The 23,856-nt window shown below is 69.6% G+C and carries 20 protein-coding genes; 12 read left to right on the top strand and 8 right to left on the bottom strand.

What is annotated here, in order from left to right; genetic code table 11:
• Nucleotides 1–3: 3 nt before the first annotated feature.
• Together ACSMXX_RS13310 and ACSMXX_RS13305 are read right to left on the bottom strand one after the other, a co-directional pair.
• A complete protein-coding gene (locus ACSMXX_RS13310; protein WP_473184234.1) occupies nt 4–606 on the bottom strand; it encodes a tripartite tricarboxylate transporter TctB family protein in 603 nt (200 codons plus the stop codon).
• On the bottom strand, nt 603–1,586 hold the full coding sequence (locus tag ACSMXX_RS13305; protein ID WP_473184233.1) for a Bug family tripartite tricarboxylate transporter substrate binding protein: 984 nt from the start codon (nt 1,584–1,586) through the stop codon (nt 603–605). Before ACSMXX_RS13305 ends, ACSMXX_RS13310 begins: the two co-directional genes overlap by 4 nt.
• A 286-nt stretch (nt 1,587–1,872) precedes the next feature.
• Here ACSMXX_RS13305 and ACSMXX_RS13300 point away from each other — a divergent pair, with 286 nt between their 5' ends.
• Nucleotides 1,873–2,826 carry a DUF389 domain-containing protein gene (locus ACSMXX_RS13300; RefSeq protein WP_473184232.1) on the top strand — a complete coding sequence of 318 codons (954 nt, stop codon included), beginning with the start codon at nt 1,873–1,875 and terminating at the stop codon, nt 2,824–2,826.
• A gap of 161 nt (nt 2,827–2,987) precedes the next feature.
• Here the strand turns inward: ACSMXX_RS13300 and ACSMXX_RS13295 are convergent, their stop codons facing one another.
• From ACSMXX_RS13295 to ACSMXX_RS13280, 4 genes are all read right to left on the bottom strand, one after another.
• On the bottom strand, nt 2,988–4,667 hold the full coding sequence (locus tag ACSMXX_RS13295; RefSeq protein WP_473184231.1) for a BCCT family transporter: 1,680 nt from the start codon (nt 4,665–4,667) through the stop codon (nt 2,988–2,990).
• 154 nt (nt 4,668–4,821) lie between these two features.
• Complete coding sequence (locus tag ACSMXX_RS13290) at nt 4,822–5,028, bottom strand: DUF2277 domain-containing protein (RefSeq protein ID WP_473184230.1); 207 nt, start codon at nt 5,026–5,028, stop codon at nt 4,822–4,824.
• Between the two features lie 102 nt (nt 5,029–5,130).
• Nucleotides 5,131–6,162 (bottom strand): rod shape-determining protein, encoded by a 1,032-nt coding sequence (locus ACSMXX_RS13285; protein WP_473184768.1) that lies wholly within the window; start codon nt 6,160–6,162, stop codon nt 5,131–5,133.
• Nucleotides 6,163–6,217: 55 nt separating this feature from the next.
• The gene (locus tag ACSMXX_RS13280; protein ID WP_473184229.1) at nt 6,218–8,206 is read right to left on the bottom strand and encodes an ABC transporter ATP-binding protein; all 1,989 of its coding nucleotides are present in this window, start codon (nt 8,204–8,206) and stop codon (nt 6,218–6,220) included.
• A gap of 393 nt (nt 8,207–8,599) precedes the next feature.
• Here ACSMXX_RS13280 and ACSMXX_RS13275 point away from each other — a divergent pair, with 393 nt between their 5' ends.
• Nucleotides 8,600–8,839, top strand: a complete 240-nt coding sequence (locus ACSMXX_RS13275) for a DUF397 domain-containing protein (protein WP_473184228.1) — start codon at nt 8,600–8,602, stop codon at nt 8,837–8,839.
• A 242-nt stretch (nt 8,840–9,081) separates the two neighbouring features.
• On the opposite strand, the gene ACSMXX_RS13270 is transcribed toward ACSMXX_RS13275, so the two are convergent.
• Entirely contained in the window at nt 9,082–9,603 is a 522-nt protein-coding gene (locus ACSMXX_RS13270; protein WP_473184227.1) for an ATP-binding protein, read from the bottom strand.
• Nucleotides 9,604–9,904: 301 nt separating this feature from the next.
• Between ACSMXX_RS13270 and ACSMXX_RS13265 the strand changes: the two genes are divergently transcribed.
• The 5 genes from ACSMXX_RS13265 to ACSMXX_RS13245 all read left to right on the top strand — a co-directional run bounded on the left by ACSMXX_RS13265 (nt 9,905) and on the right by ACSMXX_RS13245 (nt 15,943).
• Nucleotides 9,905–10,792: a helix-turn-helix domain-containing protein gene (locus tag ACSMXX_RS13265; RefSeq protein ID WP_473184226.1), complete on the top strand. Its 888-nt coding sequence runs from the start codon at nt 9,905–9,907 to the stop codon at nt 10,790–10,792.
• A 97-nt stretch (nt 10,793–10,889) separates the two neighbouring features.
• Nucleotides 10,890–12,347, top strand: a complete 1,458-nt coding sequence (locus tag ACSMXX_RS13260; protein ID WP_473184225.1) for an aldehyde dehydrogenase family protein — start codon at nt 10,890–10,892, stop codon at nt 12,345–12,347.
• Between the two features lie 121 nt (nt 12,348–12,468).
• Complete coding sequence (locus ACSMXX_RS13255) at nt 12,469–13,053, top strand: DinB family protein (protein WP_473184224.1); 585 nt, start codon at nt 12,469–12,471, stop codon at nt 13,051–13,053.
• A gap of 424 nt (nt 13,054–13,477) precedes the next feature.
• The gene (locus ACSMXX_RS13250; RefSeq protein WP_473184223.1) at nt 13,478–14,098 is read left to right on the top strand and encodes a PadR family transcriptional regulator; all 621 of its coding nucleotides are present in this window, start codon (nt 13,478–13,480) and stop codon (nt 14,096–14,098) included.
• Nucleotides 14,099–14,287: 189 nt separating this feature from the next.
• The gene (locus ACSMXX_RS13245; RefSeq protein ID WP_473184222.1) at nt 14,288–15,943 is read left to right on the top strand and encodes a threonine/serine exporter family protein; all 1,656 of its coding nucleotides are present in this window, start codon (nt 14,288–14,290) and stop codon (nt 15,941–15,943) included.
• 157 nt (nt 15,944–16,100) lie between these two features.
• Here ACSMXX_RS13245 and ACSMXX_RS13240 read toward each other — a convergent pair whose 3' ends face one another.
• Nucleotides 16,101–16,592 (bottom strand): inorganic diphosphatase, encoded by a 492-nt coding sequence (locus tag ACSMXX_RS13240; RefSeq protein ID WP_473184767.1) that lies wholly within the window; start codon nt 16,590–16,592, stop codon nt 16,101–16,103.
• A gap of 85 nt (nt 16,593–16,677) precedes the next feature.
• On the opposite strand from ACSMXX_RS13240, the gene dacB reads away from it, so the two are divergent.
• From dacB to ftsH, 5 genes are all read left to right on the top strand, one after another.
• Nucleotides 16,678–18,297: a D-alanyl-D-alanine carboxypeptidase/D-alanyl-D-alanine endopeptidase gene (dacB, locus tag ACSMXX_RS13235; RefSeq protein ID WP_473184221.1), complete on the top strand. Its 1,620-nt coding sequence runs from the start codon at nt 16,678–16,680 to the stop codon at nt 18,295–18,297.
• A gap of 79 nt (nt 18,298–18,376) precedes the next feature.
• A complete protein-coding gene (locus ACSMXX_RS13230; protein WP_473184220.1) occupies nt 18,377–19,513 on the top strand; it encodes a zinc-dependent metalloprotease in 1,137 nt (378 codons plus the stop codon).
• Between the two features lie 346 nt (nt 19,514–19,859).
• Nucleotides 19,860–20,945, top strand: a complete 1,086-nt coding sequence (tilS, locus tag ACSMXX_RS13225; protein ID WP_473184219.1) for a tRNA lysidine(34) synthetase TilS — start codon at nt 19,860–19,862, stop codon at nt 20,943–20,945.
• Nucleotides 20,946–21,028: 83 nt separating this feature from the next.
• Nucleotides 21,029–21,568 (top strand): hypoxanthine phosphoribosyltransferase, encoded by a 540-nt coding sequence (gene hpt, locus ACSMXX_RS13220; RefSeq protein ID WP_473184766.1) that lies wholly within the window; start codon nt 21,029–21,031, stop codon nt 21,566–21,568.
• A gap of 172 nt (nt 21,569–21,740) precedes the next feature.
• The gene (gene ftsH, locus ACSMXX_RS13215; protein ID WP_473184218.1) at nt 21,741–23,771 is read left to right on the top strand and encodes an ATP-dependent zinc metalloprotease FtsH; all 2,031 of its coding nucleotides are present in this window, start codon (nt 21,741–21,743) and stop codon (nt 23,769–23,771) included.
• Nucleotides 23,772–23,856: the final 85 nt, after the last annotated feature.

Below are 23,856 nucleotides of genomic sequence, written 5' to 3'. Positions count from 1 at the left end.
CGGTCAGAGCACCCCCATCAGCGGGCCGCCGGGCAGAGGTACGCCCAGCAATGTGTTGAAGGCCGCGAAGGTGGCCATGGACAGGACGGCCGCGATGAGCGGATCGCGGGAGAAGTTGCGGCTGCCCAGTGCGTACGCGGAGCCCCAGAAGAGCAGCGCGCCCGTGACCGGGAAGCCGAGCGGTTCGATGAGGACGGCGGCGGCGAGGAAGATTCCGGCGAGCAGCGCGACGGTGCGCCAGTCGGCGGGCTCGCCGCCCGCCTCCTCGCCCTGGTCTCCTTCGCCCCGTCCGCCGCGCAGCACGTCGACGGCGAGGACGACGGCCACCACGAGCAGCGAGACGCCGACCACGATCGGAACGGTCCTGGGGCCCACCGGTCCGCGCTGGTCGGCGACGGTCTCCATGGTGAACGTGTCGCTCAGCACGAGCACGCCGACGGCCAGCAGCAGGACGCTGACGCCGAGTTCGGAGCGGCCGCGCAGCCGTTCGCGCCAACTGCCCGGCGCCGGGGGCGGCGTGGCGGCCTCGGAGGACTTGGAGGCGGCCGGAGCCGTGGACTCGGTGGATTCGCCGGATCCGCTGGATCCGCTGGATTCGGTGCTCACTTGCCCACCTCCTTGAGCACGGACTGGACGCGCTTGTCCTGTGCTTCCAGGAAGCGCCCGTACTTCTCACCGGTCAGATACGCGTCGTCCCAGCCGTTCCGCTTCAGCGACTTCTTCCACTGCGGGCTGCGGTGCAGCTCGTCGAAGAAGTGGGTGAGTTTCGCGCGCTTCGACTCCGGCAGGCCCGGCGGCGCCATGATGCCGCGCCAGTTGGTGAACTCCACGTCCATGCCCGCCTCCTTGAGGGTCGGTGCGTCGAAGCCGTCGATCCGCTCCTTTCCGGTGACGGCGAGCAGGCGCAGTTCGCCGGACTTGATCTGGTCCCGGTACTCGCTGATCCCGGAGATGCCGAAGGCGACCTTGCCGCCGAGTACCGAGGCGAGGAGTTCGCCGCCGCCGTCGAAGGGCACGTAGTTCACGGACTTGGCCTCGATGCCCGCGTCCCTCGCCATCAGCATCGGTGCCAGATGGTCGGGTCCGCCCGCCGAGGAACCGCCGCCGACGGGCAACGAGCCGGGCTTCTTCTTCCAGTCCGCGAGCAGTTGCTCGAACGTCTTGTACTTGGAGTCCTTGGAGACCACGACGATGTTCGGCTCCTCGACCGTGCGCGCGATGGGTGTCGCGTCCGCGAGCGTGGAGGGGGAGTCGTTCGTACGTACGGCTCCGACGACGCCAAGGCCCATCGACATCGCGAGCTTGCCGTTGCCGCGCTCGTTGACGAGCCTGGTAAGGCCGACGGTGCCGCCCGCGCCGGGCAGGTTGAACACCTCGACGTTGTGGTTGAGGCCGGCGTCCTCGGCGTCCTTGGCGGCGGTACGCGCGGTGATGTCGTACCCGCCGCCCGGTGTGTTGGGCACCATGAACTGCAGCCCGGGAATGTTCGTCCCTGTCTCGGCACCGCTGCCCGTGGTGATCAGCGGGGGGCCGATCAGTACGAGCAGCGTCGCCCCGAGAAGAGACAGGAGAGTGCGCTGGCGCACGCGGGGCACCGCCTTTCGTGTGTGAGGTCCGGCTGGGAGGTCCGGCTGGGGGGACGGCCCCACATGCTGCACGGGAAACGCGGCGGTTTCGCCCCCTGTGCGCGAAAGAACTTAATGGTCGTTGTGGTCATTGTGTTCACGTGTCCGCCCAGGCGACCGGAGAGGATGCGCTCTCCGGCCAACTCCCCGCCGCAGAGCGGAAGTCGGCGTTCGGTGGACGGCCTCACGGGCGGAGGATGCCCCGGTCGGCGACGTGACGGCGGCGGTGCACGTCTACCCTTCCGTCATGCTTCATCTGCGGCTGATCAGTCCGTCGTCCCGCACCGGCGAGGTCGCCTCCCTCCTGGAGTCGACCGTCGGCACCGCCCATCTCGTCGTGCTGCCCGGAGCGGCCCGCGACCCGGCGGGCGACGTGGTGATGTGCGACGTCGCCCGCGAGGCCGCCGACGATCTCGTCGCGGGCCTGCGCCGGCTCGGCCTGCACGAGCACGGCGCGATCTCCATGGACGACATCGGCCTGTCGCTGTCCGAACGGGGCACTCAGGCCGAGGTCGACGCCCCCGGCGAGGGCGTCGACGCGGTCCTGTGGGAGAAGCTGACCGACGCCACGCACGAGGAGTCGCGGCTGTCGGTCACCTACGTGGCGTTCCTCGTCGTGGCGACGATGCTGGCCGCATGCGGCGTGATGCTCGACAGCGCCATCCTCATCGTCGGCGCGATGGCGGTCGGTCCGGAGTTCGGGCCGCTCGCAGGGGTCTGCACGGCGCTCGTACGGCGCACCCCTCGGCTGGCTCTGCGTCCGCTCGCCGCACTGGTGGTCGGCTTTCCGGTGGCGATGCTCGCGACGGGCGGCTTCACCGTACTGATGGACGCCTTCGGCCTGTTCACGCAGAAGAAGTACGAACAGCCGCATCCGGTCAGCGAGTTCGTTTGGCAGCCGGACATGATGTCGTTCGTCGTTGCCGCCCTGGCGGGCATCGCGGGAATGCTCTCCCTGACCTCGGCCAAGTCCGGTGCGCTGGTGGGCGTCGCGATCTCCGTGACGACGGTGCCTGCGGCGGCGAACGCCGCCCTGGCCCTGAGGTATGACCATGTGGGCGAGTCGGTCGACTCGGTGCAGCAACTGGCCCTGAACCTCGCCGGCATCCTCGTCGCCGGGACGCTGACCCTGATGGGACAGAAGCTGTTCTGGGCCTGGAAGCGCAGGCACCTCGCGCCCTCGCCGTCGCCGGCGGACTGACCCCGGCGGACGCGCGAGCGCCCCGCCACGGCGTGCCGTGACGGGGCGCTGTCATGCGCTTCCGTGTGCGCTTCGTACGAGTCGTCGCGCGCGGTCGCGCCCGCTCGTGCCGTACGGGCGGTCCGGGCCGGCTCGGGGACCGGTCCGGTTCCGGCCCCGGCTCACTCCTTGCTCAGGGTGTCCGTCCCGCCGGGGCCCTCGGAATTCGAACCGTCTTCCGAGGAGGCGCCGTTGGTCGGCCCGATGAGGATCTCGTACTCGCCGCCGTACTGTTTGTGACCGGCGAGGACGGCCGTCTCGATGGCCTCGTCACCGCGTTCACCGGTGACGATTAGCCGGTCGCGCCGCAGATCCCGCGTCAGAGCGACACACATGCCGATCATCACGACCGAGAACGGCACCGCCACCAGAATCGTCAGATTCTTGAGGCCATTGAGCGCTGTGTCTCCGCCGCCACCGATCAGCAGCATGATCGCGGCGACCGAGCCTGTCAGCACACCCCAGATGATGACGACGCCACGGCTCGGCTCCAGGGTGCCCTTCTGCGAGAGCGTCCCCATCACGATGGACGCCGCGTCGGCGCCGGAGACGAAGAAGATGCCGACGAGGATCATCACGAGGAGGCTGGTGACGCTCGCGATCGGGTACTCACGCAGCACCGCGAAAAGCTGGCCCTCGGCCGTCGACTCGTCCGTGATCTTGGCGCCGGTGCGCTCCAGATGGATGGCGGCACCGCCGAAGACCGCGAACCAGATGAGGCTGACGACGCTCGGCACGAGGATGACGCCGCCGACGAACTGCCGGATCGTGCGGCCACGGCTGATGCGTGCGATGAACATGCCGACGAAGGGCGTCCAGGAGATCCACCACGCCCAGTAGAAGACCGTCCATGCGGAGAGCCAGTCGGCCACACCCTTGCCCGCGGTCGAGTCCGTGCGCGCGGCCATCTGCGGAAGGTCGCCGATGAACGAACCCACGGACGTCGGAAGCAGGTTGAGCATCAGGATCGTCGGACCGACGATGAAGACGAACAGGACCAGCAGGCCCGCCAGCACCATGTTGATGTTGGAGAGCCACTGGATGCCCTTCTCGACACCCGAGACCGCGGACGCGACGAACGCCGCCGTCAGCACCGCGATGATGATCACGAGGATCGGAGTGCCGACGGCCGTCGCCCAGCCGATCTCCTTCACGCCGCTGCCGATCTGCAGGGCGCCCAGGCCGAGCGAGGCGGCGGACCCGAAGAGCGTGGCGAAGATGGCGAGGATGTCGATGACGCGTCCGAAGGCTCCTTGAGCGTTCTTCTCACCGATGAGGGGCGTGAAGACGGCGCTGATCGTCTGCCGGCGGCCACGCCTGAAGCAGCTGTAGGCGATGGCGAGACCGACGACCGCGTAGATGGCCCACGGGTACAGAGTCCAGTGGAAGAGCGTGGTCGCCATCGCGGTCTCCATGCGCTCCGCCGCGCTGCCACCCGTACCGGGCGGGGCGTCGGCGAAGTGCGTGAGCGGCTCGTTCACGCCGTAGAACATCAGGCCGATGCCCATACCGGCGCTGAACATCATCGCGACCCATGACACGGTCCGGAACTCCGGCTCCTCGCCCTCCTTGCCGAGGGTGATCTTCCCGTAGCGGCTGAACGCCAGCCAGAGCGAGAAGACGACGAAGCCCGAGGCGGCGAGCACGAAGGCCCAACCGCCGTTGTGCATGACGCTGGTGAGCATCGCGGTCGAGACGCTGTCGAGGGTGTCGGTGGCGACCGCCCCCCAGACCACGAAGGCCAGGGTCAGAAGGGCTGTGACGCCGAACACCAGCCTGTCGGTCTGCGGACTCCGCGACATCCGCAGACCACCTGAGCCACCGCCCGGCGGCTCTCCTGTCGTGCTCTGTTCCACCCGTTTATCCGGCACGCTGTGGACCTTTCAGTTCTGGATCAGATCGAGGGGCAGCTACCCGACTTCCTGATCAGCATGCCGTCCGAATACCTGTTTGTCTTCAGCTACGTACGACCAGTGACGAAAGCAGTTCTCCGGTCGCCGCTGCTACTCGTTCGACGGCCTTGTCGAAGGCTTCGGCGTTGTGTGCCGCGGGGTGCCGGAAGCCCGACACCTTCCGTACGTACTGCAGGGCCGCGGCCCTCATGTCGTCCTCGGTGACGGTCTCGGCGTAGGGCGGGCGAAGTGTCTTGATGTTTCTGCACATACTTCGACGCTACGTCCGCACTGCCCGCCGGGTCACCGTCCGGGACGGTCTGCGGACGGATGGCGGGGGCCGTGATCGTGGGGTACGGGTGCCGGCGGGCTGTCAGTGGACGTCGACATCGAGTGGTCTGACGTGCCCTTCGACCATGGCCGCGAGGCCGTTGACCGCGCTGAGGGACGGCTGGTCCGCGATGTGCACGGGCATGCCCGTACCCGTGCGCAGACGCTCGTCGAGCCCCGGCAGCAGTGCGCTGCCGCCCGCCAGCACCATGCCGCGGTCCGCGAGGTCCGCGACCAGGTCCGGCGGGCAGTTGTGGAGGACGCTGCGGATCGCATCGGAGAGCCCGATCAAGGGGGCCTGTATGGCCGCCCGCACGTCGTCCGGGTTGATGCACACGGTGCGGGCCATGCCGGTCGCCACGTCGCGGCCCCACACCTCCGTCGCCTGGGCGGGGTCGTCGACGCCCGTCAGCGCCAGGTGCAGCGCGCGGACCGCCTGGCTCGGCAGGATCAGCTCGTGGTGGTTGCGCAGGTGCTGGATGACGGCGTGATGAATGGTGTCGCCGCCCATCGGCACGGTCGTGGCGGAGACGATCGCGCCCAGGGAGAGCACCGCGATCTGGGTCGTGGTGGCCCCGCAGACCAGGATCATGGTGGCCTCGGGCTGCTCGACGGGCAGTCCGCATCCGACCCCGGCCGCCGTGGGGGTGTCGACCAGCTCGACCTGCTTCGCGCCCACCCCGGTCAGGGTCTCGACGGCGGCGCTGCGGGCGAGCGGATCGGCGTTGTGCGGGATCGTGACCGCCGCGCGCTGCATGGCCCCCCGTCGCCGCCACGCCCGCCGTACCGACGAACCGACCAGCGCCCGCAGCATCCGCTGAGCCATCTCGATGTCGATCACGGTGCCGTTGCTCACGGGACGTACGACGCGGATGTGGCCCGGCGTGCGCCCGTCCATGCGCTCGGCGGCGCTGCCGACGGCCATGAGCGCTCCGGAGAACGTGTTCACGGCGACGACGGACGGCTCGTCCACGACGAGCCCCGCGTCCTTGATGTGGACGCGTGTGCGGGCGGAGCCGACGTCGACGGCGACCGAGCAACGGCGCAGCTGATCTAGAGGCTTGCTCACGGTGATCCCCATCCTTGCCGGTGCCTTGGAGGGGTCCGCCCCGCGCGTGGCGACCCTGTCCTCAGCGTGCGCTCGGCCCGGTGGCACCGCCCGCTGGGCTGGTCTGCACGGGTGACCCGCCCGTCGGCTCCGCGTGGTCGCCGCCCGCGGTGGTCAGAGCATGCGGCGGATTCCCCTCCGGCAGCGGGGGCCGCTCGCTGAACTGCGTACGGTAGAGCTGCTCGTAGCGTCCGCCGAGGGCGAGCAGCTCCTCGTGCGTACCGCGCTCCACGATGCGTCCGCTCTCCAGGACGAGGATGAGATCTGCGGCCCGTACGGTCGACAGCCGGTGCGCGATCACCACGGATGTGCGTCCGGCGAGCGCCTCGCCCAGCGCCTCCTGCACGGCGGCCTCCGAGGTCGAGTCGAGGTGGGCTGTCGCCTCGTCGAGGATCACGACGCGGGGCTGCGCCAGCAGCAGCCGTGCGATGGTCAGCCGCTGCCGCTCACCGCCCGACAGGCGGTAGCCGCGTTCGCCGACGACGGTGTCGAGCCCGTCGGGCAGCCCGGCGATCAGGCCGTCCAGGCGCGCCCGGCGCAGCGCGTCCCACACCTCGCCGTCGGTGGCACCGGGACGCGGCAGCAGCAGGTTGGCGCGGATCGTCTCGTGGAAGAGGTGTCCGTCCTGGGTGACCATGCCGAGGGTGCGGCGCAGCGACTCCGCGGTCAGGTCGCGTACGTCCGTGCCGCCGATCCGTACGGTGCCGCTGTCCGCGTCGTAGAGCCGCGGTGCCAGGGACGCGATGGTCGACTTGCCCGCACCGGAGGAGCCGACCAGCGCCACCATCTGACCGGGCTCCGCGCGGAAGGAGACGCCGTGCAGGACCTCCTCGCCGCCGCGGGTGTCGAGGGTGGCGACGTCCTCGAGGGAGGCGAGCGAGACCTTCTCGGCCGACGGGTAGGCGAAACGCACATCGTCGAACTCGACGGAGACCGGCCCCTCGGGCGCCGCCTCCGCGTCCGGCTTCTCGTCGATCAGCGGCTTCAGGTCGAGGACTTCGAAGACCCGCTGGAAGCTCACCAGCGCGCTCATCACCTCCACCCGGGCACCGGCGAGCGAGGTCAAGGGCGCGTACAGCCTGGTCAGCAGCAGCGCGAGCGACACCACGGTGCCCGCGTCGAGGGTGCCGCGCAGCGCGTAATAGCCGCCGAGCCCGTACACGAGGGCGAGCGCGAGGGCGGAGACGAGCGTGAGCGAGGTGATGAAGAGGTGCTGGACCATCGCCGTACGTACGCCGATGTCGCGGACCCGCCCGGCCCGGCGTGCGAACTCGGCCGACTCCTCCTGCGGACGGCCGAAGAGCTTGACGAGCGTGGCGCCCGGGGCCGAGAAGCGTTCGGTCATCTGGTTGCCCATCGCGGCGTTGTGGTCGGCCCGTTCACGCTCCAGGCGGGCGAACCGCGCGCCCATCCGCCGGGCGGGCAGCACGAAGAGCGGCAGCAGTACGAGCGTGAGCAGCGTGATCTGCCACGACAGGCGGAGCATCACCACGAGGGTCGCCAGCAGGGTGACGAGGTTGCTGACCACCTGGGAGAGCGTGTTGCTGAAGGCTCGCTGCGCCCCGATCACGTCGTTGTTGAGCCGGCTGACGAGCGCGCCCGTGCGTGTGCGTGTGAAGAACGCGACGGGCAGACGCTGTACGTGGTCGTACACCGCTCTGCGCAGATCGAGGATGAGACCTTCCCCGATACGGGCCGACAGCCAGCGCGTGAGGAGCCCCGCTGCGGCCTCGGCCACGGCGATGAGCGCGATCACCGAGGAGAGCACGACGACGGTACGGACCGTGGCGCCGCCGGTGATGGCGTTGACGACCCTGCCCGCGAGGAGGGGAGTGGCGACGGTGAGCAGGGCGAGCGCGCTGCTGAAGACCAGGAAGGCGACGAGTGCCCTGCGGTGCCCCCGGGCGAAGCGGAGGATGCGGGCGAGGGCCGCCCGCGAGAAGGGGCGCTTGTCCTGCTGGGCGAAGCGCGAGGCGTAGAGCGCGTGCCACGCGGTCGTCTCCATGCTCATGGTCTCTCCTGCGGGGGCCGGTGAGGGTGTGGGCGGTACCGGGACGAACGTAGAAGTTGAAGTTACCTTGAAGTCAAGGGTGCGGGGGATTCGGGCACTCATCGCACAGCGGGAGTTCACGCTCGCGGAGGCTGGGCAGGCGGCGGGGCGTGAGGCTGCGTACCGCTCCGGACGTCGCGGAAAACGGAAGCAGAGGACTCCGGGTGACGGTTGGTCAGCGGTGCGCAAGGGGCTTTGACCGGCTGTGATGGGACAGCGACAGGGTGTCGTGCACGTGCATCGGCACATGCATAGGCACATGAACGAGGTTATGATCCAGTGCAGTTGACGGACACCGGTGTCCGTACCGCGCACTGTGCGACACCCCCCACCGCACCAGCCCGGGAGATCCAAGTGCCTCACCCGTACAACGGCATGGCCGCCAGGGACCTGCACGGGGCCGAGTGGCAGAAGAGCCGGCACAGCAACTCGCAGGGCACCTGCGTGGAGTTCGCAAGGCTGCCCGGCGGCGACATAGCCGTACGGAACTCACGCTTTCCGGACGGTCCGGCGCTGGTCTACACACCCGCGGAGGTCGAGGCGATGCTCCTCGGCGTCAAGGACGGCGAGTTCGACCACCTCGTGCAGGACTGAGCGGGCCGGCCCCCGCGGCGCAGCGCCGGGGCCGCGTGGGAAGACGCACGCGGTGCGGCGGAGGTTGAGCCGCCCGCGGGGTGAAGTGACGTATGGCCGAAGGGTCTTGAGCCGTTCACGTGCCGGCGGCGGGCTTGAGCCGGGCTCCGGGCCGCTGGGCCGGGGCCTGAGCCCTGCGGCTGCGCCGGGGCGAACCGGCGGCAGGCGTCAGGGGCGTTACGGCCGCGGCGGCCGTGCGTGCCTCAGGCGGAGCGCACCGGCGTGAGCCGGAAGAGCGCCCAGACCACCTTGCCGCGCATCATGCCCGTCATCGGATGCCAGCCCCAGCCGTCGCTGAAGGACTCGACCAGGCACAGGCCGCGGCCGGACTCGGCGGTGAAGTCGGCGAACTCGGTGCAGTTGTTGGTGGTTTCGGGCGGCGCACCGCTCGGGTCGCGCACCGCGCACACCAGCCGCGCCGCCCACCGCATCAGGTCGAGTCTCACCGGAGCGGACGGCTGCGGCACCGGTGCCGGAGGAGCCGGCAGCCCGTGGCGCAGAGCGTTGGTCACCAGCTCCGAGACGACCAGGGCGACGGTGTCGAACTCGCCTTCCAGCCGCCAGCGTTGCAGAGTCTCGTGGGTGAAGTCCCGTGCGCTCTTCACCGCGTCGAAACGCGCGGGCAGTGCGCAGGTGGCGGACCCGGAGACGGTCGAGTGGCCGTGGCCGAGGTGCGGGAGGCCACGCCACATGGGCTCCAGCACGGTCGATCCTTCGGTCCCCATGACGAGCCACTCCTGGCGTTGCGGCAGTGATGATCCTGTGTGGATCCGGTCGGCTTGCTGTCCCGATGGGTCTCGCTGTTCCTCGTTCGCCGTTCCCCGGTTGTCACAACTGTGCTGGCATGCAGCGCACTTGTGCGATCCCTATGGTTCCCAATGCCTAGGGCAGATGCAAGGGCAGATGCACGTGCACGAGAGACTTTCGATCGTGTGTAATCACCCGGGCACGCAACGGAGCGCATTGATGGCACACTTCCTTCAGAGCAGGGTGAAGGGTTTCTCGAAAATGGAGACACAACCGGCAATGGGTGCGAGCAGCGGCGCAATCGGGGCGAGTGGCTCAAGCGGGTCGATGGTGCGGCGCATTCTGCTCGGGTCCCAGCTCCGCCGCCTCCGCGAGGCCTGCGGAGTCACCCGCGAGGCCGCCGGTTATTCGATCCGTGCGTCCGAATCCAAGATCAGCAGGATGGAGTTGGGCCGGGTGAGCTTCAAGGCCCGCGACGTGGCCGATCTGCTGACGCTCTACGGAGTGGTCGACGACACCGAGCGCGAGCCGCTGCTGGGGCTCGCGAGAGACTCGAGCATAGCCGGGTGGTGGCACAGCTACAGCGACGTCCTGCCCGGCTGGTTCCAGACGTACGTCGGCCTGGAGGGCTCCGCCTCCCACATCAACACCTACGAAGTGCAGTTCGTACACGGCCTGTTGCAGACGCCGGAGTACGCACAAGCCGTCGTCACCGCCGGGCACCAGAGCCACATCCCGCAGGACGAGATCGAGCGCCGCGTCGCTCTCCGCATCGAGCGTCAGAAGCTCCTGCTCGGTGAGAACGCTCCGAAGTTCCTCTGCATCCTCGACGAGGCCGCGCTGCGCCGCCCGTTCGGCTCGCACGCGATCATGGACGCTCAACTGCGCCATCTCGCCGAGGTCTCGGAATCACCCAACATCATCGTCCAGGTCGTCCCGTTCGAACTGGGCGGGCACCCCGCCGAGAGCGGCGCTTTCACACTGCTGCGCTTCCCCGAGTCCGACCTCAACGACGTCGTCTATCTGGAGCAGCTGACCAGTGCTCTCTACCTCGACAAGAAAGATGAAGTCGCTCACTATGACCAGGTGTTGAGCCGATTGGTGAAGGACAGTCTCTCCCCGTCGCGTACGCGCGATCATCTGCAGGCAATACGCCAACTCGGCTGAATTGCCAGTACGATGACCAGTCATCAGTACGGAGTTGTGCTGTGCTGCGGCCCCAGGCGGCATCGCTCAGCTTGTTCCTGCCCCACGAAGGAATGACATGTCCTACTTCACGGACCTGGCGCTTCAGTACATAGACGGCCAGTGGTGCGAGGGAAGCGGTTCCTGGGACATCATCGACTTCGATCCGTACAACGACGAGAAGCTCGCAGCCATCACCGTCGCCACCGCCGAAGAGGTCGACCACGCCTACCGTGCCGCCCAACGGCACCAGCGCGACTGGGCGAAGACGAACCCGTACACCCGGCGGCAGGTCTTCGAGCGCGCGATCCGCATCATCGAGGACAACGAGCAGGAGATCAGCGAGGCCCTGATCTCCGAGGTCGGCGGTACGCGCCTCAAGGCGGACATCGAACTCCACCAGACCAAGGAATTCCTGCGTGAGGCCGTCCACTTGGCGCTGCGCGCCGAGGGCCGGATCGTGCCGTCGCCCATCGACGGCAAGGAGAACCGGGTGCACCGCGTCCCCGTGGGCGTCGTCGGTGTCGTCACTCCGTTCCACTTCCCGTTCCTGCTCTCGCTGAAGACGATCACGCCGGCGCTCGCACTCGGCAACGCCGTCGTCCTCAAGCCCCACCAGAACTCGCCGGTGTGCGGCGGCTCGCTGGTCGCCTGGGTGCTTGAGGAGGCGGGCCTCCCGCCCGGCCTGCTGAACGTCGTGATCACCGACACCGCCGAGATCGGGGACACCTTCATCGCGCACCCGGTGCCGAAGGTCATCTCCTTCACCGGCTCGGAGCCGGTCGGCCGCCAGGTCGCGACCGTCGCCGCCTCGCACTTCAAGCGCACCGTGCTGGAGATGGGCGGCAACAGCGCACTCATCGTCCTCGACGACGCCGACGTCGACTACGCGGTCGACGCCGCGGTCTTCAGCCGCTTCGTGCACCAGGGGCAGGTGTGCATGTCGGCCAACCGCATCATCGTCGACCAGGACATCTGCAAGGCGTTCAACGAGAAGTTCACCGCCAAGGTCGAGACCCTCAGGGTCGGCGATCCGAGGGACCCGGACACGCAGATCGGCCCGCTCATCAACGCCGTTCAGGCCGACAAGGTCAACTCCCTCGTGGAGCGCACCGTCGCGGACGGCGCCACCGCCCTCGTACGCGGCACCAAGCTGGGCAATCTCGTCTCGCCCAGCATCCTCACGGACCTGCCCGACGGTTCGCCGGCCCTCCGCGAGGAGATCCTCGGTCCCGTGGCCCTGGTCATTCCGGTGGACGGCGACGACGAGGCCGTGCGGGTCGCCAACGACACCCCTTACGGCCTCGGCGGCGCGGTGCACACGGGCAACATCGACCGCGGTCTGCGGATGGCCCACCGGATCGACACCGGCATGGTGCACATCAACGACACCACCGTCGCCGACGAGCCGATAGTCCCGTTCGGCGGCGAGAAGAACTCCGGCCTGGGCAGGCTCAACGGCGAACAGATGGTGGACGCCTTCACCACCACCAAGTGGATCTCCATCCAGCACGACCGCAGCGGTTTCCCCTTCTGACCGGGTCTGATTCGGCATCGGGTCCGGGGGCCTTGAGGACACTCCCTGACCGCAAGCCCTCATAGCGTGGTCGTCATCGAGAGGCGCCGTACAGGGCGGCTCCTGGCGGAAGGTGACGACCATGCCCGTAGTGGTGAAGCCCGAGGCACCCGGCGACGAGCGCGGCGCGCTCCTGGCGTACCTGGACGCACAGCGCGGCGGAATCCGGCGGGCACTGCACGGACTGACCGAGGAGCAGGCCCGCAGCGTCCCCTCGGCCAGCGCCCTCTCGCTCGCAGGGGTGCTCAAGCACGTGGCGGACGGGGAGCGCGGCTGGCTTCGCACGTTCCAGGCGGACGGCCAGGACTACGACTTCGCGGCGGAGGCCGCCCAGTGGGAGGACAGCTTCACCCCGCACGAGGACGAGACCGTCGAATCGCTGCTCGACCTGTACACCCGGGTCGCGCAGGAGACCGACGCGGCCGTACGTGCCGTCGGTTCCCTGGACGAGACGTTCGACTCCCCGAAGGTCCCCTGGGACGAGGGCGGCAAGCGCTCCTGGCGCTACGGGCTCCTGCACCTCATCGAGGAGACGGCACGGCACGCGGGCCATGCCGATGTGATCCGGGAGAGCATCGACGGCAAGGGTGCATTCGACCTCGTCTTCGAAACGGGTGCGATGCCCGAGCCGGACTGGGCGGCCTTCGGCAGCGAGCCCCTGAAGTAGCCGCTCCCGGCCCGCAGTCCACGGCCCGCCGTCCCGCAGTCCGGGCGGCGGTCCGGCAGCCCCGCGGCCTCCGCCGACGCCCGAGTCCCGCCCGTCCAGTGCCCCTCCCGGCAAGCTTTGCCCTGTCGCGCCGCCCTGCACGCACGCTCTCCCCCACTTCGTGGGTGGGGGTCCCCCCAGCGGAGCGAGGGGGAGTACCCCCAGCGTTGGCCAAAAGCCCTGGTAGCTCCTCCCCTGGGCTTCGCTATGGGGGACCCCAACGGACTTCCGGCCGCCCTGCGATCGCACGCACCGGACGACGCTCCTGGGGGTCCCCCCGGGGGCCCAGGGGGAGGGCAAACATTGCCGGTCACGGCACTAGGCTTGCGGCCACGTGGGCGGGACCGCGGAAGTCGCGGGCGCTGGAAGCGAGGGACGAGGGACGATGTCGGCGATCCGGCTGCTGGTGCTCGGGGCGGTGCGCCAGCACGGGCGGGCACACGGCTACATGGTCCGCAACGACCTGGAGTTCTGGGGCGCTCACGAGTGGTCCAACGCCAAGCCGGGCTCGATTTACCACGCGCTCAAGCAGCTGGCCAGGCAGGGCCTGCTCCACCCGTACGAGACCGCCCCGAGCACCGCGGGCGGTCCGCCCCGCACGCAGTACGAACTGACCGACGCCGGCGAGGCGGAGTTCATGAAACTGCTCCGGCACGCGCTCACAGCGATCGACGAGAAGCAGGACATGCTCACCTCCGGCGTCGGCTTCATCGTCGACCTGCCGCGTGACGAGGCGGTCGCGCTGCTCGAGAAGCGCATCGCGGCCCTGGAGGAGTGGCGGCAGGAGGTCACGCGGCACTGGACGCCCGAGGAGAGCACCCCGGAGGAGTGGGGCCACATCGGCGAGATCATGAAGCTCTGGGTGCACAACGCCGACAGCGGCGCGCAGTGGGCGCGCGGCCTGGTGCAGCGGCTGCGGAACGGCGCGTTCGTGATGGCGGGCGAGGGCGAGCGGCAGGTCAACGTGCTGCCGCCGGGCACCGGGAATCCGTACGCGGAGAAGTGAGCCGGCCCCTCCGCTTCGCTCGGGCAACCCGCTCGGCGTCGTCGCCCCGGTGACGCTCGCACACGCGTGTCGGCCACCCCCGTACGGGCACCCTGACCGGGACCTCGCTACGGGAGCGACCTTATGCTCGGTCCATCGGGCGGAAGCGGGCGAAGGCCGCAGACGCAAGTGTGAGGGAGCGGGCAGAGAGTGGTCGGGGAGCCGAAGCGGAACGGCCGGTCGGCGGAGAACGGGGACTCCTCGGAGGAGGCCGGGCAGCAACTCGCCGACGAGGTGCGCAGCGCGTTCACGCCGCCGCAGGGAATGCCTCTCCCGCCCCTGCCGGACGACGAGCACCCCAGCTCGGAATTCGCCGTCCCCGAAGGGCTGTTGACGTCGCCGCCGCCGGAGTTCGGCAGCGCCTTCACCCCGCCCGAGGGCATCCCGAAGGTCTCCCTGATCAAGCCGGGCGTTCCCTGGCAGGACCGGATGCGGACCATGATCCGGATGCCGCTGGCCGAGCGCCCGGCACCGGAGCGCATGAGCCGTCCCGAGGACGCCGAGACGGGCCCGGCCGTGCCCCGCGTGCTCGACCTCACCCTCCGCATCGGCGAGCTGCTGCTCGCGGGCGGTGAGGGGGCCGAGGACGTCGAGGCAGCGATGTTCGGAGTGGCACACGCCTACGGGCTGGACCGCTGCGAGCCCACGGTCACCTTCACGCTGATCTCCATCACGCACCAGCCCTCACTGGTCGACGACCCCGTGACGGTCGGACGCACCGTGCGCCGGCGCGGCACCGACTACACGCGGCTCGCAGCCGTCTTCCGGCTGGTGGACGACATCACCAAGGGCGACATCACGCTGGAGGAGTCCTACCGGCGTCTCGCCGCCATACGCCGCAACCGCCACCCGTACTCCAAGAACGCGCTGACCCTCGCGAGCGGCACGCTCTCAGGCGCCGCGTCGCTGCTCGTCGGCGGCGACGGGCTCGTCTTCGTGCTGGCGGCGATCGGCGCGATGCTCGGCGACAGGCTCGCGTGGCTCTGCGCCGGGCGCGGGCTGCCGGAGTTCTACCAGTTCACGGTCGCGGCCGTGCCGCCGGCCGCGATGGGCGTCGTGGTGGCGGTGGCGGGCTCGTCGAACGATACGAAGCTGAGGGCCGCGGCCGTCATCACCGGTGGCCTCTTCGCGCTGATCCCCGGCCGGGCGCTGGTCGCCGCCGTGCACGACGGGCTGACCGGCTTCTACATCACCGCTGCGGCCCGCCTGCTGGAGGTCATCTACCTCATCGTCGGCATCGTCGGCGGCGTGCTGGTGATGCTCTACATCGGTTCCAAGCTGGGCGCGGAACTCACGCCGGAGAGCACGCAGGGCGAAATCCGGCCCGTGCTCCAGCTCTTCGCGGCGATGCTGCTGGCGCTGGCCTTCTGCGTACTGCTGCAGCAGGAACGTCACACCGTGCTGCTGGCCACCCTCAACGGCGGCGTGGCCTGGCTGATCTACGGCGCCCTGGTCAACCCGCCGGTGAACGTCGACGCGGTGCCGGCGACCGTCGCCGCGGCCGGACTCGTCGGCCTGTTCGGGCAGTTGATGTCCCGTTACCAGTTCGCCTCGTCGCTGCCGTACATCACGGCGGCGATCGGTCCGCTGCTGCCCGGCAGCGCCACGTACTTCGGGCTGCTCAACATCGCCCAGGGCCACATGGACGAGGGCATCCTGAGCATCTCGCGGGCCGTCGCCCTCGCCCTGGCCATCGCCATCGGCGTCAACCTGGGCGGTGAGCTGGCGCGGCTGTTCATCAAGAGCCCCGGCGTCGAGACGCCGCTCCCGGGCCGCCGCGCCGCCAAGCGCACCCGCGGCTTCTAGGTTTTCCGGGCTTCCGGGCTTCCAGGCCTGGAACCGGCGGCCGGCCGCCCCGTCCCCGTACGCACGAAGGGTGCGCCCCTTCCATGGGGACGCACCCGGTGTGCCGTCCGTACGCCGTTCGCACGCTCCCGTCTCGCCGGAGACCCGGTCCGGTGCTTCAGTGGTCGCCGTGGGCCTCAAGTCGCTTGATCGACGCTTCGACCTCGGCCTCGGCCTCGGTACGGCCGACCCAGTTCGCACCCTCGACGGACTTGCCGGGCTCCAGGTCCTTGTAGACCTCGAAGAAGTGCTGGATCTCCAGCCGGTCGAACTCGCTCACGTGATGGATGTCCCGCAGGTGCTCCATCCGCGGGTCGGACGCGGGCACGCACAGCAGCTTGTCGTCGCCCCCCGCCTCGTCCGTCATGCGGAACATGCCGATGGCGCGGGCCTTGATGATGCAGCCGGGAAAGGTGGGTTCATCGAGCAGCACGAGCGCGTCCAGCGGGTCGCCGTCCTCGCCGAGGGTGTGGTCGACGAAGCCGTAGTCGGCGGGGTACACGGTCGAAGTGAAAAGGTGCCGGTCCAGACGGATGCGCCCGGTCACGTGATCCACCTCGTACTTGTTCCGCGAACCCTTCGGGATCTCGATGACGACGTCGAACTCCAAGGAAGGCTCCTCCATGATCAGCACATGTATCTGGTGATTAAGTGTCCCCCACCCACGTACACGGGCGCGAAAGGGGCTGATCGAGGTGCGTGACACCGCCTCAGAGGTGCGTGACACCGCGATCCGGGCATACCGGAAGGTCCGGTCCCGTGCCCGTCGTCACGGGCGGCGGATCCGGCAGCACTGGCGGACCGCGGCTCCGCAGCAGCGGCAGACCGCACGAGTGACGGCCGGTGCTGCCGGACTCGGACTGGTACTCGCCGTCACGGCGGTGGCCACGAGCGGACCGTGGGACTCGGGCCAGCGTACGGCGGAGCGTTCGCGGGCCGCCGCCCGGGAAGGCCGAAGTGGCGGGAACCACACCGGCGAGGCCCCACAAGCGCCCCGCGTGCTCGCGGCTCTGGACATGGACGCCGTACGGGGCGACGCCGCGGGCGGCGGCCGCGACGCCAAGCCCTCGCACGGCCCGGGTGCGGCGGGGGTTCCGCCGCCCAGCGAGGACGCGCTCGCCGACATCCTCGAACCGCTCCTGAAAGACGGCGACTTGGGCAAGCACCGCGGCGTCTCGGTCGTCGACGCCGCCACCGGACGGAAGTTGTACGGCTCCAAGGCGCGCACCGCCGCCACCCCGGCCTCCACCGTCAAGGTCGCCACCGCCGCGGCCGCCCTCTCCGCGCGCGGAGAGGGCCACCGCATCACCACGCGGGTGGTGCGCGGCAAGGCCGAGGACGAAGTCGTACTCGTCGGCGGCGGCGACCCGACTCTCAGCTCCGGCGCCCTCGACGGCCTCGCCCGCGACACGGCCCGCAAGCTGCGCGGTCACGACAGCGGCAAGATCTCCGTCCGTTACGACACTTCGCGCTACAGCGGCCCCGTCCGCCACTCCATCGGCACCAACGACAACCTCGCACCCGTCAGCCCTCTCATGGTCGACGAGGCCCGTCTCGGGCGAACCTCCGGCTCCGGCGACGAGCGCGACGAGGACGCCCCCGCGCACGGTCCCGCCCCGCGCTCCACCGACCCGGCCGGGGAGGCCGCCGAGGACTTCGCCGACGCACTCGGCGAGCACGGCGTCGACGTCGAGCGCGAACCGAAGGAGGCGAAGGCACCCGGTGATGCGAAGGAACTGGCCGCACACCGTTCGGCCCCGGTCTCCGAACTCGTCGAACGCATGCTGACCTACAGCGACAACGACATCGCGGAGGCCCTGGCCCGCCAGACCGCCCTCGCCGCCGGCGAGCCCGCGAGCTTCAAGGGCGCCGGGAAGGCGGTACGCCGCACCCTCGGCAAGCTCGATGTCCCCCTGAAGGGCGCCCACTTCGCCGACGGCAGCGGCCTCGACCGCGACGACAAGGTCTCCCCGGCGCTGCTCACCGGCCTCCTCGCACGCGCCGCCGACCCCGACCACGCGGCCCTGCGTCCCGTCCTGACCGGCATGCCGGTCGCTCATTTCACCGGCACCCTCGGCAGCAGGTACGGCAGCGACAAGGGCAAGCAGGGCGCCGGTCTCGTACGCGCGAAGACGGGGACCCTGACCGGTGTCCACACGCTGGCGGGCACCGTCGTCGATGCCGACGGCAGAATGCTGGCCTTCGCGTTCATGGCGTCCGGAAGCAATGACGGCAAGGGCGCGCAGCGCTCACTGGACAGCCTCGCCTCGGCCCTCGCCAACTGCGGCTGCCGCGAGTCGCCGTCCGGGAGCTGACCGCACGCCGCCGGGCCCGCACCCCCCGCCGCGCCGGTGCAGCCTCCCGCGCGGCGGCAGTGACACGTACCGTGAAGTCATGACGAGCCTCGGTGGTGTGGAGATGGTCGACTGGAATCTCGCGGTCGCGACCGCGACCCGGCTCGTACGGCCGGGCCCCGAAGTGAGCCGTGAGGGAGCACGGGCGGTCGTCTCGGAGCTTCGCCGCCACGCGAAGGCGTCCGAGGAACACGTCCGCGGTTTCACGCGCATGCAGCCCGACCGCCCCTCGGAGACGGACACCCCCGTCCTCGTGGTGGACCGGCCCGGCTGGGTCCGCGCGAACGTGGCGGGCTTCAGAGAACTGCTCACGCCCCTGCTGGAGAAGGTCCAGGAGCGCCGCTCCGGTTCTCCCGGCGGGGCCGTACTGGGCGCGGTCGGCGGCAAGGTGACGGGCGTCGAGGTCGGCATGCTGCTGTCGTTCCTGGCCTCCCGGGTGCTCGGTCAGTACGAGACGTTCGCACCGGCGACGCGCGAGCTGCCCGGCGGAGCGGACGGCAGCGGCCGACTGCTCCTCGTAGCGCCGAACATCGTGCACGTCGAGCGCGAACTCGAGGTCGACCCGCACGACTTCCGGCTCTGGGTCTGCCTGCACGAGGAGACGCACCGCACACAGTTCGCCGCCGTCCCCTGGCTCCGCGACCACATCCAGGGTGAGATCCAGTCCTTCCTCGGCGAGACCGACATGGACCCCTCCACGCTGCTGGAGCGCCTGCGCGAGGCGGCGCAGTCCCTCTCCGGCGCCCGCGCGCAGAGTGCCGCCGGCACGGAGGAGAAGACGGAGACCGAGCGGGCCGGGATCGCCGAACTGGTGCAGACACCCACACAGCGCGAGATCCTCGGCCGCCTCACCGCCGTGATGTCCCTGCTGGAGGGCCACGCGGACTACGTGATGGACGGCGTCGGACCGGAGGTGGTGCCGAGCGTCGCGGAGATCCGCGAGAAGTTCCAGAAGCGCCGCGCCACCGGCGCCGGACGCCTGGACCAGGCGCTGCGCAAGCTGCTCGGCCTCGACGCCAAGCTGCGCCAGTACCGCGAGGGCGAGCGCTTCGTACGTGCCGTCGTCGAGGACCTGGGCATGGACGGCTTCAACCGCGTCTGGACCTCGCCCAACACGCTCCCCACGAAGTCGGAGATCAGCCGCCCCGCCGACTGGATCGCGCGGATGCGCTCCTGATCTCCGCGACCGCGGACCGCGGGGGCCGGGGCCGGACGGGCAGGGGACCCACGGACCGGCCGCCGGGCCCGTCGGCGCGCGCGAGCCGCGAGTCGTCACGCGACCGTGCGGCCTGAGGACACGACGGCGGACGTGATGGGAGGCGCGGGGGTGCGGGAGCGGTACCCGCACCGGACTCCGGCGGCTACTCTCCGGATCGGGCACGGACCACTGGAAGCCCCGGTAATCACTCGTCCGAGGGACCGAGAATGCCCGGCCCGCGTGCGATGCTCTGGGAACACCTCCATCTCTGTCACCATCGACACACTCAGCGTGACAAGACCTTCTTCGAGGAAGTGAATCGGACATGGGTCCCCACCCCGCGGTCGCTGCAATACGTCTCGCGGTTCGCCGCGCACTCCACGACGTCCTCAGCGAACAAGCCGTCGTCAGTGAGAAAGCCGGCGACACTCGCAGCCCCGGCGAGCCCCCGCTCGTCCTCGTGGCCTGTTCCGGCGGCGCCGACTCCATGGCGCTCGCCTCCGCCCTCGCCTTCGAAGCACCCCGACTCGGCCTCCGCGCGGGAGGCGTGACGGTCGACCACGGTCTGCAGTCCGGATCGGACGACCGCGCCCAGGAGGTCGCCGACCGGCTGACCTCCCTCCGACTCCACCCCGTCGAATCGATCGCCATCACCATCGGCCGTACGAACACCGGTCCCGAAGCCGCAGCGCGCACGGCGCGGTACGCCGCGCTCGACGACATGGCCGACCGCTGCGGTGCCAAGGCCGTGCTGCTCGGACACACCCGTGACGACCAGGCCGAGACGGTTCTCCTCGGGCTGGCCCGCGGTTCCGGTACGCGCTCCCTCTCCGGCATGGCAGAAGTCACCGGTCCCGCGGACCGCTACCGCCGGCCGTTCCTCGCCATCGACCGGCAGACCACCCGCAAGGCCTGCCTCGCCCAGTCGCTCCCCGTCTGGGACGACCCCCACAACGACGACCCCGCGTACACAAGGTCCCGCGTGCGCCACGAGGCCCTGCCGATGCTGGAGAAAGCATTGGGCAAGGGCGTGATCGAGGCGCTCGCCCGTACCGCACGCCTCTCCCGCGACGACGCCGACGCGCTCGACGCCTGGGCCCTCCAGGCCGAGCGGTCCGTACGCACCGACCAGCCCGGCACCGACGGCTGGGACGGCGTGGAGCTGGACACCGCCCGGCTCTACGCGCTCCCGTCCGCCGTCCGACGCCGTGTGCTGCGCCGCGCCGCCGTCGCCGCGGGCGCCCCGGCGGGTTCGCTCTTCGCCCGCCATCTCGAAGAAGTCGACCGGCTGATCACGGCCTGGCGCGGGCAGCGTGCCATCAATCTGCCCGGGCGTGTCGAGGCCGCGAGGCAGGGTGGCAGACTGGTCATCCGGCATGGCTCACAGACCCCGCCGACACCGACCTGCTGACCGTCCTGCCAGGGCGGTCCCGGGCCGGCGGCAGCGTGGGCCGGAGACCTCGACCGAGAGCGGCACGGGTGGACGAGAAGGACATGGGCACCGACCTCAAGTCGGTGCTCATCACCAGGGAAGAGATCGAAGCGAAACTGGCCGAGCTGGCCGGCAAGATCGACGAGGAGTACGAGGGCAGGGAGCTGCTCCTCGTCGGCGTGCTCAAGGGTGCCGTGATGGTGATGGCCGATCTGGCGCGCGCCGTGTCGACGCCGGTCACCATGGACTGGATGGCGGTCTCCTCCTACGGAGCGGGCACGCAGTCCTCGGGAGTCGTCCGCATCCTCAAGGACCTCGACACCGACATCAAGGGCAAGCACGTCCTCATCGTCGAGGACATCATCGACTCGGGGCTGACACTGTCGTGGCTGCTGTCCAACCTCGGCTCGCGTGAGCCCGCGTCCCTCAACGTCTGCACGTTGCTGCGGAAGCCGGACGCCGCCAAGGTGGCGATCGACGTGAAGTGGGCGGGCTTCGACATCCCCAACGAGTTCGTGGTCGGGTACGGCCTCGACTACGCGGAGAACTACCGGAACCTCCCGTTCGTCGGAACGCTCTCCCCGCACGTCTACGGCGGCTGAGCACCGCGGCACCCAGCGGGAACCATGCGGGGCCGCGCTCCGTTGGAGGAGCCAGGACGGTTCTGTTTGACCGTCCTCGGCGGCGCCCTGAGACAATGCTGAGGTACCGTCCGAAGGTCAGCCTTTTCAACTCACTGTGGCAGGAGGGACGGGGCGTACGCGCTCCGTATGGATGGACGTGAAGCGATACTTCCGCGGGCCGGTCATGTGGATCGTGCTGGCCGTCCTCGCCGTGGTCGTGTTGATGCAGGTCGTCGGCTCGTCCGGCGGCTACAAGACGGTGGACACGGGACAGGTCGTCCAGGCGATCGACCAGGACAAGGTGAAGTCCGCCGAGCTCACGACAGGCGATGAGCAGATCGTGAAGCTCGAGCTCAAGGACGGCGCCAAGGTCGAAGACAGCGACAAGATCAAGGCGAGCTACATCGACAACCAAGGTGTCGACCTCGCCAAGAAACTCCAGAGCAAGTTCGACCAGAAGGAAATCACCAAGGGCTACACGGTCGCGCCGCAGCAGCAGAATCCGTTCGTCGGGATGCTGCTGTCGTTCCTGCCGTTCGTCCTCATCATCGTCGTCTTCCTGTTCCTGATGAATCAGATGCAGGGCGGCGGCTCCCGGGTGATGAACTTCGGCAAGTCGAAGGCCAAGCTGATCACCAAGGACACCCCGAAGACGACGTTCTCGGACGTCGCGGGGTCGGACGAGGCGTGCGAGGAGCTCCAGGAGATCAAGGAGTTCCTGCAAGAGCCCGCCAAGTTCCAGGCGGTCGGTGCCAAGATCCCCAAGGGTGTGCTGCTGTACGGGCCGCCCGGTACGGGCAAGACGCTGCTGGCCCGCGCGGTCGCGGGCGAGGCGGGTGTCCCGTTCTACTCGATCTCCGGCTCCGACTTCGTCGAGATGTTCGTCGGTGTCGGTGCCTCCCGTGTCCGTGACCTGTTCGAGCAGGCCAAGGCGAACGCCCCGGCGATCGTCTTCGTCGATGAGATCGACGCCGTCGGCCGCCACCGCGGCGCCGGTATGGGCGGCGGTCACGACGAGCGCGAGCAGACGCTGAACCAGCTGCTGGTCGAGATGGACGGCTTCGACGTCAAGGGCGGCGTCATCCTGATCGCCGCCACCAACCGGCCCGACATCCTCGACCCCGCGCTGCTGCGTCCCGGGCGCTTCGACCGGCAGATCGCGGTCGACCGCCCCGACATGCAGGGCAGGCACGAGATTCTCAAGGTCCACCAGAAGGGCAAGCCGATGGCGCCCGACGTGGATCTGGGCGCGGTGGCCCGCCGTACGCCGGGCTTCACGGGTGCCGACCTCAGCAACGTGCTGAACGAGGCGGCGCTGCTCACCGCGCGCGGCGACCACAAGCTGATCGACAACAGGTATCTGGACGAGGCGATCGACAGAGTCGTGGCGGGACCGCAGAAGCGGACCCGGATCATGAGCGACAAGGAGAAGAAGATCACCGCGTACCACGAGGGCGGGCACGCCCTGGTCGCGGCGGCTTCGCCGAACTCCGACCCCGTACACAAGATCACGATTCTCTCCAGAGGCCGTGCCCTCGGCTACACGATGGTTCTGCCGGACGAGGACAAGTACTCGACCACGCGCAACGAGATGCTCGACCAGCTCGCATACATGCTGGGCGGGCGCGCGGCCGAGGAGCTGGTCTTCCACGACCCGACCACGGGTGCGGCGAACGACATCGAGAAGGCGACGGCGACGGCCCGTGCCATGGTCACGCAGTACGGCATGACCGAGCGGCTGGGTGCGATCAAGTTCGGCTCCGACCAGTCCGAGCCCTTCCTGGGCAAGGAGATGGGACATCAGCGCGACTACTCCGAGGAGGTCGCCGGGCTGGTGGACGAGGAGGTCAAGAGCCTTATCGAGACGGCGCACAACGAAGCCTGGGAAATCCTGGTGGAGAACCGCGACGTCCTCGACAACCTGGTTCTCTCCCTGCTGGAGAAGGAGACGCTGGGCAAGGAGGAGATCGCCGAGATCTTCGCTCCGGTCGTCAAGCGCCCGTCGCGGCCGGCATGGACGGGCTCCTCACGGCGTACGCCGTCGACGCGTCCCCCGGTCTCGTCGCCCGCTCTGAGCAACGGGAACGGCTCCGTGCCGACTCTCGACAAGAGCGGCGGCAAGGAGATCGGGCCGCGGGATTCGGACGCCATCGTCGAGCCGGTCGATCCGACGGAGAACTAGCAGCAGTCCCTGTGCGACGGCCCACAGCGGGCCGTGGAATTCAAGCCGCGCCCCCTGGGTTGTGAGACCTGGGGGGCGCGGCTGA

It is taken from the genome of Streptomyces sp. DSM 116795 (assembly GCF_055792905.1).
This window is presented reverse-complemented; position numbering and strand designations above follow the sequence as displayed.

Excerpts from the sequence above, each read along its gene's own strand:
- ACSMXX_RS13300 (WP_473184232.1), top strand. The coding sequence starts at position 1,873 with ATGCTTCATCTGCGGCTGATCAGTCCGTCGTCCCGCACCGGCGAGGTC.
- ACSMXX_RS13295 (WP_473184231.1), bottom strand. The coding sequence starts at position 4,667 with ATGTCGCGGAGTCCGCAGACCGACAGGCTGGTGTTCGGCGTCACAGCC.
- ACSMXX_RS13290 (WP_473184230.1), bottom strand. The coding sequence starts at position 5,028 with ATGTGCAGAAACATCAAGACACTTCGCCCGCCCTACGCCGAGACCGTC.
- ACSMXX_RS13280 (WP_473184229.1), bottom strand. The coding sequence starts at position 8,206 with ATGAGCATGGAGACGACCGCGTGGCACGCGCTCTACGCCTCGCGCTTC.
- ACSMXX_RS13270 (WP_473184227.1), bottom strand. The coding sequence starts at position 9,603 with ATGGGGACCGAAGGATCGACCGTGCTGGAGCCCATGTGGCGTGGCCTC.
- ACSMXX_RS13265 (WP_473184226.1), top strand. The coding sequence starts at position 9,905 with ATGGGTGCGAGCAGCGGCGCAATCGGGGCGAGTGGCTCAAGCGGGTCG.
- ACSMXX_RS13260 (WP_473184225.1), top strand. The coding sequence starts at position 10,890 with ATGTCCTACTTCACGGACCTGGCGCTTCAGTACATAGACGGCCAGTGG.
- ACSMXX_RS13255 (WP_473184224.1), top strand. The coding sequence starts at position 12,469 with ATGCCCGTAGTGGTGAAGCCCGAGGCACCCGGCGACGAGCGCGGCGCG.
- ACSMXX_RS13250 (WP_473184223.1), top strand. The coding sequence starts at position 13,478 with ATGTCGGCGATCCGGCTGCTGGTGCTCGGGGCGGTGCGCCAGCACGGG.
- ACSMXX_RS13230 (WP_473184220.1), top strand. The coding sequence starts at position 18,377 with ATGACGAGCCTCGGTGGTGTGGAGATGGTCGACTGGAATCTCGCGGTC.
- tilS (WP_473184219.1), top strand. The coding sequence starts at position 19,860 with ATGGGTCCCCACCCCGCGGTCGCTGCAATACGTCTCGCGGTTCGCCGC.
- hpt (WP_473184766.1), top strand. The coding sequence starts at position 21,029 with ATGGGCACCGACCTCAAGTCGGTGCTCATCACCAGGGAAGAGATCGAA.
- ftsH (WP_473184218.1), top strand. The coding sequence starts at position 21,741 with ATGGACGTGAAGCGATACTTCCGCGGGCCGGTCATGTGGATCGTGCTG.